15 protein-coding genes are annotated in these 14,363 nt (G+C 71.6%); 8 read left to right on the top strand and 7 right to left on the bottom strand.

The genetic code is table 11. The annotated features are described in order from the left end of the window. Positions 1–44: 44 nt before the first annotated feature. From JMO03_RS06140 to JMO03_RS06125, 4 genes are all read right to left on the bottom strand, one after another. Positions 45–527: a hypothetical protein gene (locus JMO03_RS06140; RefSeq protein WP_202841474.1), complete on the bottom strand. Its 483-nt coding sequence runs from the start codon at positions 525–527 to the stop codon at positions 45–47. Continuing rightward, on the bottom strand, positions 524–1,168 hold the full coding sequence (locus JMO03_RS06135; RefSeq protein ID WP_202841472.1) for a DUF5671 domain-containing protein: 645 nt from the start codon (positions 1,166–1,168) through the stop codon (positions 524–526). Before JMO03_RS06135 ends, JMO03_RS06140 begins: the two co-directional genes overlap by 4 nt. A 142-nt stretch (positions 1,169–1,310) precedes the next feature. After that, positions 1,311–3,452 (bottom strand): hypothetical protein, encoded by a 2,142-nt coding sequence (locus tag JMO03_RS06130; RefSeq protein ID WP_202841471.1) that lies wholly within the window; start codon positions 3,450–3,452, stop codon positions 1,311–1,313. A gap of 36 nt (positions 3,453–3,488) precedes the next feature. Beyond that, positions 3,489–4,307 (bottom strand): NADPH-dependent FMN reductase, encoded by an 819-nt coding sequence (locus JMO03_RS06125; protein WP_238345937.1) that lies wholly within the window; start codon positions 4,305–4,307, stop codon positions 3,489–3,491. On the opposite strand from JMO03_RS06125, the gene JMO03_RS06120 reads away from it, so the two are divergent. Then, on the top strand, positions 4,294–4,869 hold the full coding sequence (locus JMO03_RS06120) for a dihydrofolate reductase family protein (RefSeq protein WP_202841469.1): 576 nt from the start codon (positions 4,294–4,296) through the stop codon (positions 4,867–4,869). The genes JMO03_RS06125 and JMO03_RS06120 overlap by 14 nt on opposite strands. A gap of 81 nt (positions 4,870–4,950) precedes the next feature. On the opposite strand, the gene JMO03_RS06115 is transcribed toward JMO03_RS06120, so the two are convergent. From JMO03_RS06115 to JMO03_RS06105, 3 genes are all read right to left on the bottom strand, one after another. Then, positions 4,951–5,397 carry a PepSY domain-containing protein gene (locus tag JMO03_RS06115; RefSeq protein WP_202841467.1) on the bottom strand — a complete coding sequence of 149 codons (447 nt, stop codon included), beginning with the start codon at positions 5,395–5,397 and terminating at the stop codon, positions 4,951–4,953. 168 nt (positions 5,398–5,565) lie between these two features. Next, positions 5,566–5,823 (bottom strand): GlsB/YeaQ/YmgE family stress response membrane protein, encoded by a 258-nt coding sequence (locus JMO03_RS06110; protein WP_202841465.1) that lies wholly within the window; start codon positions 5,821–5,823, stop codon positions 5,566–5,568. A 131-nt stretch (positions 5,824–5,954) separates the two neighbouring features. Beyond that, the gene (locus JMO03_RS06105; protein ID WP_238345936.1) at positions 5,955–7,334 is read right to left on the bottom strand and encodes an AMP-binding protein; all 1,380 of its coding nucleotides are present in this window, start codon (positions 7,332–7,334) and stop codon (positions 5,955–5,957) included. Positions 7,335–7,421: 87 nt separating this feature from the next. Here JMO03_RS06105 and JMO03_RS21030 point away from each other — a divergent pair, with 87 nt between their 5' ends. From JMO03_RS21030 to rpmB, 7 genes are all read left to right on the top strand, one after another. Beyond that, positions 7,422–8,009 carry a 4'-phosphopantetheinyl transferase family protein gene (locus tag JMO03_RS21030; RefSeq protein WP_238345954.1) on the top strand — a complete coding sequence of 196 codons (588 nt, stop codon included), beginning with the start codon at positions 7,422–7,424 and terminating at the stop codon, positions 8,007–8,009. A 62-nt stretch (positions 8,010–8,071) separates the two neighbouring features. After that, on the top strand, positions 8,072–8,713 hold the full coding sequence (gene rsmG, locus JMO03_RS06095) for a 16S rRNA (guanine(527)-N(7))-methyltransferase RsmG (protein WP_202841459.1): 642 nt from the start codon (positions 8,072–8,074) through the stop codon (positions 8,711–8,713). 244 nt (positions 8,714–8,957) lie between these two features. Further along, entirely contained in the window at positions 8,958–9,797 is an 840-nt protein-coding gene (locus JMO03_RS06090) for a ParA family protein (protein ID WP_202841457.1), read from the top strand. Further along, entirely contained in the window at positions 9,794–10,705 is a 912-nt protein-coding gene (locus JMO03_RS06085) for a ParB/RepB/Spo0J family partition protein (protein WP_202841455.1), read from the top strand. Before JMO03_RS06090 ends, JMO03_RS06085 begins: the two co-directional genes overlap by 4 nt. A 43-nt stretch (positions 10,706–10,748) precedes the next feature. Beyond that, complete coding sequence (locus JMO03_RS06080) at positions 10,749–10,895, top strand: hypothetical protein (RefSeq protein WP_202841453.1); 147 nt, start codon at positions 10,749–10,751, stop codon at positions 10,893–10,895. A gap of 289 nt (positions 10,896–11,184) precedes the next feature. Then, entirely contained in the window at positions 11,185–13,893 is a 2,709-nt protein-coding gene (locus JMO03_RS06075; RefSeq protein ID WP_202841451.1) for a bifunctional acetate--CoA ligase family protein/GNAT family N-acetyltransferase, read from the top strand. A gap of 228 nt (positions 13,894–14,121) precedes the next feature. Next, positions 14,122–14,358 (top strand): 50S ribosomal protein L28, encoded by a 237-nt coding sequence (gene rpmB / locus JMO03_RS06070; RefSeq protein WP_149103333.1) that lies wholly within the window; start codon positions 14,122–14,124, stop codon positions 14,356–14,358. The last annotated feature ends 5 nt before the right edge of the window (positions 14,359–14,363 follow it).

The following is a 14,363-nucleotide window of genomic DNA, read 5'->3' as shown; positions in this document are numbered from 1 at the left end:
CGCGACCGGGGATCACGACGAACCTTCGAACCCGGCCGGGTGGCTCATTCGGATTCGACGACCGCTTCGGCCGCAGCCTTCACTGCTGCATCCACCTCCGCCTGCCTCGCCAGCCTGCGCTCGAAGCAGTGCCGCCCCGCCGGATGCAGCCAGGCGTCGTCGTAGACGGGCTCGGCCTGCCGCACCGGATCGCGGCTGTCGGTGGTGAAGTCGGCGCACAGGCGGTAGCGGCGGCGGTCGACGGCCTCGTAGCCGTAGGGGGCGCCGGTTTCGGGATCGACGGTCACCAGCGCGCGCCCGGCCCCCGGCAGCAGCGCGCCCAGATCGCGCGGCAAGGCATCGTGCAGCTTGGCGTGTTCGCCTATCGCGGTTTCGATCCGCCGCAAGTCCGCGACCCGTCGCGTATCCAGCTTCGAGGCGCGCTGCGCCGCCGGCGAACCGATCACCATGATCGCGGTGATCACCGTCGCCGCGATCACCACCGCCGCAAGGATCACCAGCACGCGTCCCGCGCTCGCGCCGCTCACGATTCGTGCTCCTCGCGACGCAGGTCGACCAGGTAATAACCGAAGATCGTGCCGGCGATCGCGCCGACCACGCCGACCTTCAGCAGGAAGCGCACGCTCGCCTCGCCACCGAGCACGTTGTAGACCAGCACGATCAGATCGCCGATCAGCGCGCCGGCGGCGATGAACAACGTCAGGTAGGTCAGCCAGCGGCGCACCGGCGAGAGGCGCTTGACCGGATGCCGCGCGAGGTCCATGCCGATGTGGCGGGCGAGGAAGGCGAAGACCGGGAACGCGACCGCCAGGGTCGCGATCGACCAGCGCATCGACTGCCCGAGGCTGCGCACGCGGTACTCCGGATCGGCCGCATCCGGGAAGGCGTGGTTGATCAGGTCGAACAGCAGGCTGCCCAGGTGCCAGGCCGAGAGGTAGAGCGTCGAGAACAGCAGCAGGTACAGGAACGCCTCGCGCGCCGAGAGCTGGACGCGCGGTCTGGGCACGGGGACCGGGAAGGCCACTTCGGCGTACGCGGCGAGCGCGCCGCGCACCTGGTCCGGGGTCCAGCCGGCGTCGGTCAGCGCCGCTTCGACCTGCTGGCGCGATGCGCCCGCGGCCAGCGCGTCGCGCACGAAGCGTTCGAGTTCCTGCGTTGCCGCGGCCATGGCCGGTCCTTGCTGGTGGGGAGGCGGCCGCCAACGTGGGCGCGAACGGCGGTCACGTCAAGCCGCGGCCGGCGAAGTCGATGTGGGCGCGACCGCCGGCGCATCCACGCGCGCCCGGGCGTCCGCGCGCGCGGCGCTGCGACTAGCCCGCATCGCGGACGGTCAGCGTGCCCGGCGTATTCTGGCCGGTGTCGAGGGTCAGGCCGAGCAGGCCCTCGCTCATCGAGTACTGGTAGAAGTCGTTGGACAGCACCCGGAACACTTCGTCGGGGTTCTCGGCCAGCGCGAGGCTCTCGGTGAAGCTGGTGCCGCCCATGTCCTGCGACTGCAGCGCATCGAAGCGCTCGGCGCGATACTCGTCGGATTGCATGAAGCCGCGGGCATCGTCGCGCAGCGCCATCAGTTCGGACTCGGTGAACTCCAGCCGCACGTGCTGGTCGCCGTCGTAATCCCTCTGCTGGTGCGCACCGAGGTTCGAGGTGTCGGCGTTGTAGGCGTCGTACAGGTAGGAGGCGAGCGCGGGATCGTAGTTCGCCAGCACCATGCCGTAGCGGGTGCTGCCCGGAATCGGCTGGCCGGCGGCGTCGCTGTTCCAGGTGACCTGGCTGTAGTGGTTGTCGCCGACCTGGTAGGACGTGGTGTTCTCGGTGGTGCCGTCGGCCCAGCGCGTCGATGCGATCTCCAGCTCGCTGCTGTTGATCTGCGTACTCCAGCCGAAGCCGCCGATCTCGAGGCCGAACCGCGCCTCGTGGTCCGCGGCCAGCACCTCGGTGGTGCCCGCCTGCAGCACCCCCGGCGGCGACCACGCCGGCATCTGTCCCGCGCTCATGAACGCCTGGTAGGCGGCCTGGCCCTCCTCGGTGCGCAGGTCGAGCTGCGCGACCGACATCGAGCGCTGCTCCAGGCTGCGGTCGGCGCCGAGGCCGATCGCGCCGATGCCGCGGTAGCCCAGGCCGAAGAACATGTCGTTCTCCACCGTCTCGACGTCGCCGGCGACGATCTCGAAGGTATGGGCGTCGATCCGGCGCACGCCGAAGCCCTGGCCCGAAAGGTCGGTGGTGGTGCCGTTGAGGTGCAGCAGCTTGTAGTTGGCCTCGAAGTGGCTGCCGGTGAGGGTCTGGCCGCGGATCAGGGTGCCGGTGCCGATCGGCATCGACATCGGATCGAGCGGGTTGGGCGCGGCGGCGAGGTCGCCATCGGCGATCCGCGCGCCCTGCTCCGGGGTCACCACCGCCTCGTAGGTCACGCGGGTACCGGCGAACTGCTCGTAGCTGCCCGAGACCGGGATCGGCAGGCCCTTGACCACGTTGCGCAGCAGCGGCGAGTTGTCGACCATGTTGCGCAGTTCGGGGAACGCGTCGAAGCGCTCGGCGATCCGGCTGCCCCACTCGTAGTACTTGTTGAGCGGCGTGCGGCCGACGGCCGCGGTGGCGGTGCCCTGCATCTGCACTTCCAGCTCGAAGGTCTGGGTCTGGCTGAAATCGATGCCGGTCTGCACGCCGGACATGTCGACCTGGCCGACCAGGGTGATGTCGACGCCGCCGCGCACCGGCAGCGGCAGGGTCGCCGCCCCGGCGACGGGGGTCTCGAAGCGCACCTGCTGGCCCGGGTTGATCGCCCAGGCGAGCACGCCGTCCGGCGCCAGCGCCAGCAGTTCGTAGCCGGCCTGCACCTGCGACGGCGACGCGTCGGCGGGCAGGTCGATCCCGAGCGCGCCGAGCGCGGTGCGCACCTGGGTGATGTCGAGGCGGGTGACGTCGGTGGACGGTCCGTCGCCGTTGCGCAGGTAGGCGGGGACCTGGGTCGGCTGGCTGGTGGCCTCGTCGACGATCCGGTGCAACTGCTGCACGTGCGGATCGTTGTCGAACGCGCTGCGCGCATCGCCGTACTCGAGCGATCGCGTCGCGCCGTTGAGTCCGTCGAAATCCGACAGCTGCGGTTCGAGCCGGTCGATCGCAGCCTGCGCCTGCGCGGCGCGGCGCTCGTTGAACGTCTCCACGCGCGCTTCGTAGATCGCGCGCCGGTCCTCGTCGGGGAAGCCGGTGGGGATGTCGGACCAGGTGGGCAGGGGCAGGTCGTGGATCGCCTCGACCGCCTCGGCGGGCGTCTGCGCGGTGGCGAAGGTGACCGGTTCGACCGTCGGGGTGTCCTGCGCGGCCGGGGTCTCGGGCGCCGGTGCGGGGGCGTCGGCCTGCGCTGCCTGGTGGCTTTCACGGATCGCCTGCTGGTCTTCCGGCGGCAGGCGCTGGTAGGTACTCGAATCGATCCCGTAGGTTTCGGACACGACGACGCGCTCCGCGAGGGGTGGATGCCGATGACCTTAGCCGTGCATGCGCGCTCCCGGTATCCGGAACGACCCTAGGTTCGCGTGGCGCGCGACGGGCGATGATGTGATCCAGCCTCGGCGACGAACCGGGAGAACCCCGGCCACCGGGCACTGCGGCGCACGCTGCGGGGTGGCGCTATCCGCGCGCGAACGCCGCGAAGCCGGCCACGAACTGGCGCAACTGCCCGGCGACCTTGTCGTCGACCAGCGCCCCCCGGCATCGAACACGCCGCCCGCGCGCGACACCATCAGCCGGCCACCGAACCAGACCCGCGTGCGCAGGGTGTGCAGCACCGGCCACCAGGCATCCTGCGCGAGGACCGTGCCGAAGCCGCCGGGCGATGCGCCGACGACTGCGAACGCCCGCCCACCGAACACGGCGGGAATCTCCGACGCCGGGCGCGACAGCCAATCGACCGCGTTCTTGAACACGCCGGGGATGCCGTTGTTGTATTCGGGGGTGGCCAGCAACACGCCGTCGGCAGCGCGCACCTTCTGTTTGAGCGCCTCGACCGCCGGCGGGAGGCCGGTCGCGGCTTCGGCATCGCCGTCGTAGAGCGGGATGCCGTGCAGCGTGGCCAGCTCGAGAGACACGCCTTCCGGCAGGTCGCGCGCGGCCGCGCGCAATAGCGCGGTATTGAACGAACCAGCGCGCAGGCTGCCGGAGATGCCGAGCAGGTTCACCATCGTGCGGGGTCCTCGTGTGCCCCACCATGCTAGCGCGCCGCCACGGCGACAGCGATGTCGAATCGGCCCGCAGCCGTTCGTCGTGATGGACACCCCCGCAAGAGGTTCTTCCATGGGCAGGATCATCGTCGAACAGATCGTCAGCGCCGACGGCTACGCCGCGGAGCCCGACGGTGGCATCGGGTTCTTCGGCTCGTCCGGCGAGCTGCGGGACCCGGAGATGGAGGACGAACAGATGCGCATGCTCGATCCGGTGGAGGCGATCGTACTGGGCCGCATCACCTACGGCATGTTCGAGGCGTACTGGCCGGGCACCTCGCCGGAGGCCGAACGCGTGGCCGCGCCGATCAATGCGCTACCGAAGTACGTGGTCTCCTCGACGCTGGCGACGGCGTCGTGGGGCACGCGCGGCGACAGCGCGCGGATCCTGCGTGGCGACGGCGTCGCCGCGCTGCAGTCGCTGCGCCGCGGGATCGACGGCGACATCATCGTCTGGGGCAGCCTGACGTTGACGGATGCGCTGCTGCGCGCCGGCGCGGTGGACCGTTTGCGCCTGCGCGTGCTGCCGGTGCTGATCGGCGCGGGCCGCTCGTTCGCGCCCGCCGATCTCGGCCAACGGGCCCTGGCGCTGGAGGCCGCACGCACGTTCGGCTCGGGTGCACAGTTGCTGGCCTACCGCTTCGCCTGAGCCGGCATTGCCCGCAGACGACGATGCCCGGCGGTACCGGGCATCGTCTCGATCGCGCGCAACGGCGCCGTGCGCAGGCCGTCAGTCGTCCTTGCCGATGATGCGGCCATCGACGGGATCCAGCCGAAGCTCGACCTGCTTGCCCGCCGGATCGTCGGCCTCGGCCTTCCACACGCCGTCGTCGAACTCGATGTCGTGCACCTTGCTGTAGCCGGCGGCGACCAGTTTCGCCTCGACATCGGCCTTGCCCAGGTTCGAGACCTGCTCGTCCGGATAGACGGCGCCGGTCCGCGGATCGATCGACAGCCCGACCCGGTTGCCGTCGGCGCTGCGCGCATCGGCGGTCCACATGCCGTCGTCGAACTCGACGTCGTTGACGTGGGTGTAGCCCTGCGCCTCGAGCTGCGTGCGCACCTGTGCGGCGGTCAACGCATCCTGCGCCATCGCGGTGCCGCCTGCGGCGAACAGGGCGAGAGCGAGCCAGGCTCCGGTGTTCTTCCTGCTGCGAAACTTGCGGAAGGTCTGCATCACGCACTCCTGTCGAAGGGGGAACGCGCATGCTGGTATGCGACTCCGCAACCGCCCGTGAAACCCGCGCGTCCGGTCGCGGCCGGTTCATCGATGCGAAGGCGGACACGAAAAAGCCCGGCTATCGCCGGGCTTTTTCGTGTTCGAACGGTGCGTTGGGCGCGCGGTTCAGCGCACGCTGCCGCGCCGGAACAGATTGACGATGGCCAGCAGCACGATCGCACCGATCAGCGCGGTGATCAGGAAGCCGATCCAGCCGCCGCCCAGGCCGAAGCCGACCATCGGCAGCAGCCAGCCACCGATGAAACCACCGATGATGCCTACGACCACATTGAGAATGATGCCCTGCTGGCCATCGGTACGCATGAGGATGCTCGCGAGCCAACCCGCGATGCCGCCCACGATCAGGTAAATGATGAAGTTCATGCAGGATCTCCTTTCTGGATGGGATGGCGCGCGCATCCCGGCGAAACAGGGGAGCGGAAAAGAGGCTGACAGAACCGCCGTGATGGCGGCGTCTGCGAGGTTCCGGCGGGGCGCACCCGTGTCCGTGGCGGCTAGGGATCGCTCCGCAACAGGCGCAACAGCGCCGCGCGCGGCAGCTTCCCGGTCTCGTTGCGCGGCAGCGCCGGCACGCGCCGCAACGGCCGCGGCAGGAACACGGGATCGATGCTGCGGCGCAGGGCCGCGCGCACCGCGTCCTCGTCGAGCGCATCGCTGACGTAGGCCGCTGCGATGCGGCGCACCCCCGCGACCTCTTCGTCGAGCTGGAACACCACCCCGTCGCGCACGCCGGGCACCTCCAGCAGGCGGCGCGTGAGGTCGGCCAGCGATGCGCGCTTGCCTGCGATCTCCAGCAGGTCGGCCTGGCGCCCCCGCAGCACGAAGCGTCCATCGCCATGCACTTCGACCAGGTCGGCCAGCAGGACCGGCCGGGCGAGGTGCGCGGCCGACACCAGGGTGCCGTCGGGTTGCGGCTGCAGCCGGACGCCGGGGTACGGGGTCCACGCCTCCTCCCGGGCCGTGCGGCGGCTGGCGAAGATGCAGGTTTCGGTGGACCCGAAGGTCTCGCGCACCTCGCAGCCGTAGCGCGCTTCGGCCTGCGCCGCCAGCGCCTGCGGCAGCGGTGCGGTGGCGGTGACGATTCCCGCCAGAGGCGGCAGCGCCACCCCGGAGGCGAGCAGCGCGCGCAGGTGCACGGGCGTGGTCACCAGCAGGCGCGCGCCGGTGGCATCGCGCAGCGCGCGCGCGATGTCCTCGGGAAAGAACGGCCGCCCACGGTGCACCGCCGCGTCCGTGAGCAGCGGCAGCATCACCGACAGCTCCACGCCGTACATGTGCTGCGGCGGCACCGTGGCCACCACGTGCGGCGCCGCGCCCGGCACCCACAGGCCGGCGAGCGCGGCGTGGTTCTGCGCGGTGCTGATGCGCAGCGAACCCAGGGTCTTGGCGTTCGCCGTGGGCGCGCCGGTGCTGCCGGAGGTGAAGCCGATCGCGACCACCGCCGCCTCGTCGATCCGCAGCGGCACGCCTTCGAGCGCAGGCAGGTCGGCCGGCAGATGCACGAAATGCGCCCCGGGATCCTCGAGCGGCGCGTCGCAACCGCAGGCGTCGCCGTCGCCGATGCAGTAGCTGTCGGGATAGCGCGCGCGCACCTCGTCGATCGCGGTACGGGTGCGCGTCGGTGGCAGCAGGTTCACCTGCCCGCGCACCGCGGCCGCGCAGAACGCGACCAGGAACCGGTAGCGGTCCTCGCACAGGTTCACCGCATGCGCTGCGTCGGGCAGGCGAGCGGCGAGCGCGCGCACGTGTGCGGCGAAGCCGGCGCGGGAGGTGGTGCCCCCGGCATCGAATGCGAACGTACCGCCGGCATCGCCCGCAGGCAGCGGCGGCGCGTTCGGACCGGGTGCTGGCTTGTGCTGGACGACTGCGGACATCTTCCCCGACCGGCGGTTCCGGAGTTCACCCCGGCCTGCCCCTAGCTTACGCTGCAGCCCCGCATCCCCGGAAAAGCGTTGTTGTCGATGGCCCCTGCCGACTCCTGCCTCGACGTCGGCCCCGTGCGCTGCGCGTGGGCGCCGTACCGACGTGGCGAACCCGCCGAACCGGCGGCGCGGGCGTGGCTGGCGGCACAGCTCGCGGTGCCGGAGGACGCGCTCGCGCTGTGGCGCGACGCGCACGGGCGCCCGCACCTGGGGCCGGCGCACGCCGGCCTCGACGCCAACTGGAGCCACAGCGGCGAACGGCTGCTGGTGGCGCTCGCGCACGGCGCCCACGTCGGTGCCGACATCGAATGGCTCCGCCCGCGCCCGAACGCGATGACCCTGGCCCGCCGGTTCTTCACGCCCGCCGAGGCCGCGCAGCTCGCCCAACTGCCACACGACGGGGCCGAAGCCTGGTTCGTGCGCCTGTGGTGCGCCAAGGAAGCGGTGCTCAAGGCGCATGGCCGCGGCATCGCCTTCGGACTGGAGCGGCTGGAGTTCACGCCCGACGGCGAGGGATGGCGGTTGCACCGCTGCGATCCGGAGCTCGGCGCGCCCGGGGACTGGCGCCTGCACGCGTTCGCGCCGGCGCCGGGCTACCTCGCCACCCTGGCCTGGCGCCCGCGTTAGCCGCAGACCCGGGGCGGCACGACGCGCGGCGAGCCGGCGTCCGGCGCTCCTACAATGGCGCGATGACGCAACCGCCCCCGGACCCGCTGCGCGCGCCCATCGAATCCGGCCTGGTCGCGCTGGGCCTCGATCCCGTGCTGGCCGACCCGCTGCTCGCCTACCTGTCCCTGCTGCAGCGCTGGAACGCCACCTACAACCTGACCGCGATCCGCGACCCGCGGCAGATGGTCACCCTGCACCTGCTCGATTCGCTGGCGATGCAGCCGCACGTGGCCGGCATCGGCAACCTGGCCGATCTCGGCAGCGGCCCGGGCCTGCCCGGCATCCCGCTGGCGATCGCGTGTCCGGCGCTGCAGGTGACCCTGGTCGAATCCAACGGCAAGAAGGCGCGTTTCCTGCGCGAGGCGGTGCGGCAGCTGCGGCTGGGCAATGCGCGCGTGGCCGAATCGCGCGCCGAGGCGCTGGACGAACCGGGCGCCTACCGGGCGATCACGGCGCGCGCGCTGGCCACGCTGGGCGACATCCTCGCCGTCGGCGGCCAGCTGCTGGCGCCCGGCGGCCGGCTGCTGGCGATGAAGGGCGCACGCCCGGACGCCGAGATCGCGGCCCTGCCCTCCGGCTGGCGGGTCGAGGCCGTCCATCCGCTGCGGGTGCCGGGGCTGGCGGCGGAGCGGCATCTGGTGGTGGTGGCGCGGGAGGATTGAGGATCGGATCGCACTCGCCGCCCCGGGCGGGAGCGCACACGCGCAGGCCGCTTCCGGAACCCTGGCCCGCGGCGGTCCGCGGCGGCGGACGGCAAAAGAAAGCGCGCGGCGCCTCCAGGAACGTCGCCCGCGGCGGCGGTTTGGCATCGGCGCACGCCGATTCCGTCCGCGGCGCGGCATAATCCCCTGTCCGGGCCGCCGTCTTGCGGCCAACTCCCGCCGCTACCCGAGGCACCCGGACCCCATGGCCCGCATCATCGCCATTGCCAACCAGAAAGGCGGCGTCGGCAAGACCACCACCGCGGTGAACCTGGCCGCGGCGCTGGCGGCCACGCCCAAGCGCGTGCTGCTGATCGACCTCGACGCCCAGGGCAACGCCACCATGGGCAGCGGCATCGACAAGCGCGACCTGCACGCCTCGACCTGCGACGTGCTGCTGGAGGAAGTGCACGCCGAGGACGCGATCATGGAAACGGCGGAGGGCTACGACCTGCTGCCGGGCAACACCGACCTGACCGCGGCCGAGATCGAACTGATGGACGAGGAAGGGCGCGAGCAGCGGCTCAAGCGCGCGCTCGATCCCTTGCGCGGGCGCTACGACTTCATCATCGTCGACTGCCCGCCGGCGTTGTCGTTGCTCACGCTCAATGCGTTGACCGCGTCCGATTCGGTGCTGGTGCCGATGCAGTGCGAGTACTACGCACTGGAAGGCCTGAGCGCATTGCTGCAGACGATCGACGCGCTGAAGGAGCGGCTCAACCCGCAGTTGGAGATCGAAGGCGTGCTGCGCACCATGTTCGACGTTCGCAACAACCTCGCCAACGCGGTCTCGGCCGAGCTGGTGCAGCATTTCGGCGACAAGGTGTTCCGCACCATCGTGCCGCGCAACGTACGTCTGGCGGAGGCGCCGAGCCACGGCCAGAGCATCATCGGCTACGACCGCGGCTCGCGCGGCGGCATCGCCTACCTCGGCCTCGCCGGCGAGGTGTTGCGCCGCCAGCGCGAACGCAACCAGCAGGCGGGCGCGGGGGCCGCCACCGACCCACAGAAGAAGGACGACACCTTGACGGAGACCCCGGCATGAGCACCGCGAAGTCCGCGCCGGCCAGGAAGCGCGGCCTCGGCCGCGGCCTGGAAGCGCTGCTCGGCCCCAAGGCCGCGGCCGACGCTCCCAGGCTCGAGGCCACGCCCGAAGACACGCTGCGCACGCTGCCGGTCGACGCGATGCGCCCCGGCAAGTACCAGCCGCGCAAGCACTGGGACAGCGACAAGCTGTCCGAGCTGGCCGAGTCGATCCGCTCCCAGGGCGTGATCCAGCCGATCGTGGTGCGCGCGCTGGCGGACCGCACCTACGAGATCATCGCCGGCGAACGCCGCTGGCGCGCGTCGAAGGAAGCCGGCCTGGCCGAGATCCCGGCGGTAGTGCGCGAGGTCGACGACCGCACCGTGGTGGCGATGGCGCTGATCGAGAACATCCAGCGCGAGGACCTCAATCCCCTGGAGGAGGCGCAGGCGCTGCAGCGGCTGATCGAGGAGTTCGACCTCACCCACGCCGCCGCGGCCGAAACCGTCGGTCGCTCGCGCGCGGCGGTGTCGAACCTGCTGCGGCTGCTGGAACTGCCGCCGGCGATCCGCGCCCTGCTCGAGGCGCGCCGCCTGGAGATGGGCCACGCCCGCGCGCTGCTGACGCTTTCGCCCGACCTGGCCAGCAAGCTCGCGTCCGAAGCCGCCGAACGCGGCTGGTCGGTGCGCGAGGTCGAGCACCGCGCCGCGCAGTTCGCCGCGGGCAAGGTGCCGACGACGCCGAAGAAGGCGGCCGGCGGCAAGGGCGCGACCTCGCCCGACATCGCCACGCTCGAGAACGAACTGTCGGAAACGCTCGGCGCCAGGGTCAGCATCAGCAACGGTCGCGGCAACCGCGGCAAGCTGGTGATCCATTACGCCGGCCTGGAGGCGCTCGATGGCGTACTGGAGCGGCTGCGGCGCCGTTAGCGCCGCGGCGGCACGGCGTCGATCCGGACCCGCCGCCATACCCATGTTCACCCTCGACCAGTTCCGGCGGCTCGCGTTCCTCGAGGGCCGCTGGACCGGCAATGGTCCGAACGGCGCGTCGTTCTTCGAGGAGGACGCCTTCGTCGACACGGCGACGCTGCGCTCCACGCGTTACGCCGACGCCTGCTAAGCCGAGACGACGGATTCGAGCACGGTCGCGTTCGCGGACGGGGTCGTGACCTCGATCTGGAATGGGTTCAGCTGGCGCGCGAACGCGATCGACGCGGACGCAGCATCGTTCGAGCCGGTCGAGGTGCCGAGCGCGTTCTAGTGGTCGAGTGGGCCCGGGGACACCCTCGAGGTCGTCCAGCGCTGGAGCGACGCCGAAGGCCGCCCGCAGCAGTAGCAGCAGTACACGCTGGTGTTGCGCCGGATCCGGAATTGATGCCGCCGTACCGACCGCGCGCGATACTGTGCCCATGAGCACCTATCGCCTCCAGTCGCTCTTCGAACCTGCCGCGGTCGCGGTCGTCGGCGGCAGCCCGCGCGAGCGCTCGGCCGGACGCGCGGTGATGCGCAACATCCACGCCTCCGGTTACGCCGGCAGGATCGGCTGGGTCACCCCGAGCCACCGGGAGATCGACGGCATCGCCACGGTCAAGCGCCTGCGCGACCTGCCCTGGGTGCCGGACCTGGCGATCATCACCGCCCCGCCCGCGGTGGTGCCGCGACTGGTGGAGGAGGCCGCGGTCCTGGGCGTGGGCGCGGCGGTGCTGCTGACTGCGCAGCTGGGCACCGGCCGCGCCGCGTTCAATGCCGCGATCGAACGCGCGGCGCGCCCGCGCGGGATGCGCATCCTCGGGCCGCACTGCCTGGGCATCGTGTCCTCGCACGCCAGGCTCAACGCCAGCATCGCCGCGCGCACCCCGCAGGCCGGCGACATCGCGCTGGTGTCCGAGTCGAGCGCGATCGCCGCTGCGCTGGTGGAATGGGGCGTGGCGCGCTCGATCGGGTTCTCCAAGGTGGTGTCGCTGGGCGACGCGCTCGACGTCGACTTCGCCGACCTGCTCGATCATCTCGCCACCGACCGCCACACCCGCGCGATCCTGCTCTACGTCGAGCACGTCGGCAATGCGCGCAAGTTCATGTCGGCCGCACGCGCGGCCGCGCGCGCCAAACCCGTGGTGGTGGTGAAGTCGGCGCGGCCGCAGGCGCCGCAGAGCATCGCCGAGGTCGGCCTGCGAGCACTTGCGCCGGCGGAAGCCGTGCACGCGGCCGCGTTCCGCCGCGCCGGCCTGCTCCAGGTCGACGCGCTCGACGAACTGTTCGCGGCCGCGGAAACGCTGGGCACGCTGCGTACCTTCCCCGGCAGACGGCTGGCGATCCTCGGCAACGGCGGCGGCGTGGGCGTACTCGCGGCGCAGCAACTGCTGCGGCTGGGCGGAACCGTCGCCACGCTCTCGCAGGAGACGATCGCCACGCTCGACGCGCTGCTGCGCGGCGGCTGGTCGCACGACAATCCGGTCGACCTCGTGGTCGACGCCGATGGCGCGCGCTATGCCACCGCGGTCGACGCGCTGCTGTCCGATCCGCAGAACGACGCCCTGCTCGTGGTCAACGTGCCCACCGCGTTCTCTGCGCCGTCGGAAACGGCCACCGCGCTGGCCGGCGTGCTGGCGCAGCGCAAGGGCGCCGCCGCGCGCAAGCCGGTGTTCGCGGTGTGGCTGGCCGAGGATGCCGCCGCGCACGCCACGCTGCATGCCGCAGGTGTACCGAGTTACACGACGGAGACCGAGGCGGTGCACGGCTTCATGCACCTGGTGCGGTATCGCGAGGCGCAGCAGGCGCTGATGGAAACGCCGCCGAGCCTGCCGGCGGACTTCGCGGTGGATGCGGCCGGCGCGCGCGCGCTGGTGCGGGCCGCCGCCGAGCGTGGCGAGGTGCAGCTCGATCCGCAGGCCACCGCGCGCATCCTCGCCGCCTATGGCCTGCCCTATGCGGCGCCGCTGGCCGCCGCCGATCCGAAGGCCGCGATGGCGCTCGCGCAGCCGCTGCTCGCGGCCGGCCGCATGGTGGCGGTGAAGATCGATTCGCCCGACATCGCGCACAAGAGCGCGGTCGACGGCGTGCGCCTCAACCTCGCCGGCGCGCAGGCGGTGCACGATGCCGCGGTCGACGTGCTGCGGCTGGCGCGCGAACGCCGCGCCGACGCGCGCATCCGCGGCGTGACCGTGCAGGCGATGGTGACCCGCCCCAACGCGCGCGAACTGATCGCCGCGATCGCCGACGATCCGGTGTTCGGCCCGGTGGTGGTCTTCGGCCGCGGCGGCACCGCGGTGCGCGTGGTCGACGACCTCGCGCTGGGCCTGCCGCCGCTGGACCTGCGCCTGGCGCACGAACTGATCGCGCGCACGCGGGTGGCGCGGCGGCTCAAGGCGCATCGCAACCAGCCCGCCGCCGACGAGCGCGGGATCGCCCTGGCCCTGGTGAAACTGGCGCAACTGGCCGCGGACGTGCCGGAGATCCGGCAGATGAGCCTGAACCCGCTGCTGGCCGACGCCGACGGCGTGGTCGCGGTCGACGCGCGCATCCTGGTCGGCCCGGTCGAGCCCTTGCACAAGGGCCGTGGTCATCCGCGCTTCGCGATCTTCCCCTACCCCAGCGAGCTGGAGCGCAGCATCGCCCTGGCCGACGGCACGCCGGTGTCGGTGCGCCCGGTGCGCCCGGAAGACGAGGAGCTGTTCCGCGAGTTCTTCACCCACGTCACCGACGAGGACCTGCGCCTGCGCTTCTTCCAGTCGGTCAAGCACTTCAGCCACGAGTTCATCGCCCGACTGACCCAGATGGACTACGCGCGCTCGATCGCGCTGCTGGCGCTGGACGGGTCCGGCGCGATGCTCGGCGCGGTGCGCCTGCATGCCGACGCCAACTACGAGGCGGGCGAGTACGGGATCCTCGTGCGCAGCGACCTCAAGGGCCAGGGCCTGGGTTGGCAGCTGATGAAGATCATGATCGAGGTCGCCGGCTGGCTGGGCCTGCACGAGGTCGAAGGCCAGGTGCTGCGCCAGAACCGCGGCATGCTGGCGATGTGCGAGCAGCTCGGCTTCCACATCAGTCCGGACCCGGACGAACCGGGGCTGATGCTGGTCCGGCTCCCGGTCTCGCAGGACGACGAGACGGCCTCCTGAGCCTGGCGCAGACTTGTCCACAGGCGCCGGGACCGGCATAATGCGCGGCTCGCTGCGTCCGACCCACCGGTTCCACTGGGTCCGGCGCGGGGACCGGAAACGCCATTCCGCCCCCGATCCGTGCAGCGACCACCGCCCGCATTGCGTGGCGGGCGTGCCCAAGGGCTCGCCCGCCGGGGCCGACGTCTCCCTGGCCAAGGGGGACACCAACCGTTATCGAGGTGCGTAATGTCCCGAGTATGCCAAGTCACCGGCAAGCGAACGACGACCGGCAACAACGTCTCGCATGCCATGAACAAGACCCGCCGCCGCTTCATGCCCAACCTGCATGAGCGCCGCTTCTGGGTCGCCAGCGAGAACCGCTGGGTCAAGCTGCGTGTTTCCGCCGCCGCCCTGCGCACCATCGACAAGAACGGTATCGACGCCGTGCTCGCCGATCTGCGCAAGCGTGGCGAGAAGGTCTGAGGAGT

This window comes from Luteimonas saliphila (assembly GCF_016774335.1).
Taxonomy (GTDB): domain Bacteria; phylum Pseudomonadota; class Gammaproteobacteria; order Xanthomonadales; family Xanthomonadaceae; genus Luteimonas; species Luteimonas saliphila.
This window is presented reverse-complemented; position numbering and strand designations above follow the sequence as displayed.

Bases quoted from the DNA above. Each gene is read 5' to 3' on its own strand.
- rsmG (WP_202841459.1), top strand. From the start codon at position 8,072: ATGACGCAACCGCCCCCGGACCCGCTGCGCGCGCCCATCGAATCCGGC.
- JMO03_RS06090 (WP_202841457.1), top strand. From the start codon at position 8,958: ATGGCCCGCATCATCGCCATTGCCAACCAGAAAGGCGGCGTCGGCAAG.
- rpmB (WP_149103333.1), top strand. From the start codon at position 14,122: ATGTCCCGAGTATGCCAAGTCACCGGCAAGCGAACGACGACCGGCAAC.
- JMO03_RS06135 (WP_202841472.1), bottom strand. From the start codon at position 1,168: ATGGCCGCGGCAACGCAGGAACTCGAACGCTTCGTGCGCGACGCGCTG.
- JMO03_RS06120 (WP_202841469.1), top strand. From the start codon at position 4,294: ATGGGCAGGATCATCGTCGAACAGATCGTCAGCGCCGACGGCTACGCC.
- JMO03_RS06085 (WP_202841455.1), top strand. From the start codon at position 9,794: ATGAGCACCGCGAAGTCCGCGCCGGCCAGGAAGCGCGGCCTCGGCCGC.
- JMO03_RS06105 (WP_238345936.1), bottom strand. From the start codon at position 7,334: ATGTCCGCAGTCGTCCAGCACAAGCCAGCACCCGGTCCGAACGCGCCG.
- JMO03_RS06080 (WP_202841453.1), top strand. From the start codon at position 10,749: ATGTTCACCCTCGACCAGTTCCGGCGGCTCGCGTTCCTCGAGGGCCGC.
- JMO03_RS06115 (WP_202841467.1), bottom strand. From the start codon at position 5,397: ATGCAGACCTTCCGCAAGTTTCGCAGCAGGAAGAACACCGGAGCCTGG.
- JMO03_RS06110 (WP_202841465.1), bottom strand. From the start codon at position 5,823: ATGAACTTCATCATTTACCTGATCGTGGGCGGCATCGCGGGTTGGCTC.
- JMO03_RS06125 (WP_238345937.1), bottom strand. From the start codon at position 4,307: ATGATCCTGCCCATGGAAGAACCTCTTGCGGGGGTGTCCATCACGACG.
- JMO03_RS21030 (WP_238345954.1), top strand. From the start codon at position 7,422: ATGGCCCCTGCCGACTCCTGCCTCGACGTCGGCCCCGTGCGCTGCGCG.
- JMO03_RS06075 (WP_202841451.1), top strand. From the start codon at position 11,185: ATGAGCACCTATCGCCTCCAGTCGCTCTTCGAACCTGCCGCGGTCGCG.